This is a genomic window from Agrobacterium sp. DKPNP3 (assembly GCF_052686535.1).
Genome location: NZ_JBQYSN010000183.1, coordinates 1 through 1,013, shown reverse-complemented (window position 1 = coordinate 1,013; position 1,013 = coordinate 1). Strand labels below are relative to the sequence as shown.

Sequence of the window (1,013 nt, the reverse complement as noted above, 5' to 3'; positions counted from 1 at the left end):
TGAACCGCACCGGATTTACCGGAGACCCCAACTCGTGAGAAGTAGGGTCTATGACAAGCAAGACGACGAACAAATTCTCCCCTGAAGTCCGCGCCCGTGCTGTGCGTATGGTGACGGAGCATGAAGCCGAACATCCCTCCCGCTGGGCAGCGGTATCATCGATAGCGTCCAAGATCGGTTGCTCGGCGCATACCCTCCATGAATGGGTGAAGAAGGCCGAGGTCGACAGCGGCAAGCGGGCTGGCCTGCCGAGCGACGTGGCCGAGAAGATGAAGGCACTGGAGCGGGAGAACCGGGAGCTTCGTCAGGCGAACGAGATTTTGCGCAAAGCCTCGGCATATTTTGCCCAGGCGGAGCTCGACCGCCCACTGAAGCGATGATTTCCTTCATCGATGCACACCGCTCGGTGCTCGGGGTCGAGCCGATCTGCAGGCTGCTGCCGATTGCCCCGTCCACCTACTATGAGGTCGTTGCCAAACGCACGGACGTGGACCGCCTGTCAGCCCGCGAACGGAATGATATTGCCATGAAAGTCGAGATACACCGGGTGTTCAACGAGAACTTCCAGGTCTATGGCGTGCGCAAAGTCTGGCGACAATTGCAGCGAGAGGGTTACGACATTGCCCGCTGCACCGTCGCTCGGCTTATGAGAATGATGGGGCTTCAAGGCATCATTCGCGGCAAGCCCGTCAAAACCACCGTGTCGGACAAGGCCGCTCCATGCCCGCTCGACCGCGTGAACCGGCAGTTACGTGCTCCCGCACCGAACATGCTGTGGCTCTCCGATTTCACCTATGTCGCGACCTGGCAGGGCTTCGTCTACGTGGCCTTCGTGATCGATGCCTTCGCCCGGCGTATCGTAGGCTGGCGGGCAAGCCGGACGGCGCAAGCGGGTTTCGTCCTCGATGCTCTCGACCAGGCACTTCATGATCGGCGGCCCGTCCATCGCGGCGGGCTCATCCACCACTCCGACAGGGGCGTGCAAGGCAGATTCAACCGGTCGCCGCAACACC

The 1,013-nt window shown here is 61.1% G+C and carries 1 pseudogene and 1 other annotated feature; the pseudogene reads left to right on the top strand.

What is annotated here, in order from left to right:
• Positions 1-50 precede the first annotated feature (50 nt).
• A pseudogene (locus ACUTJJ_RS25015) lies at positions 51-1,013 on the top strand (IS3 family transposase); the annotation flags it as partial.
• Positions 335-451, top strand: a sequence feature (AL1L pseudoknot). (Overlaps the previous pseudogene by 117 nt.)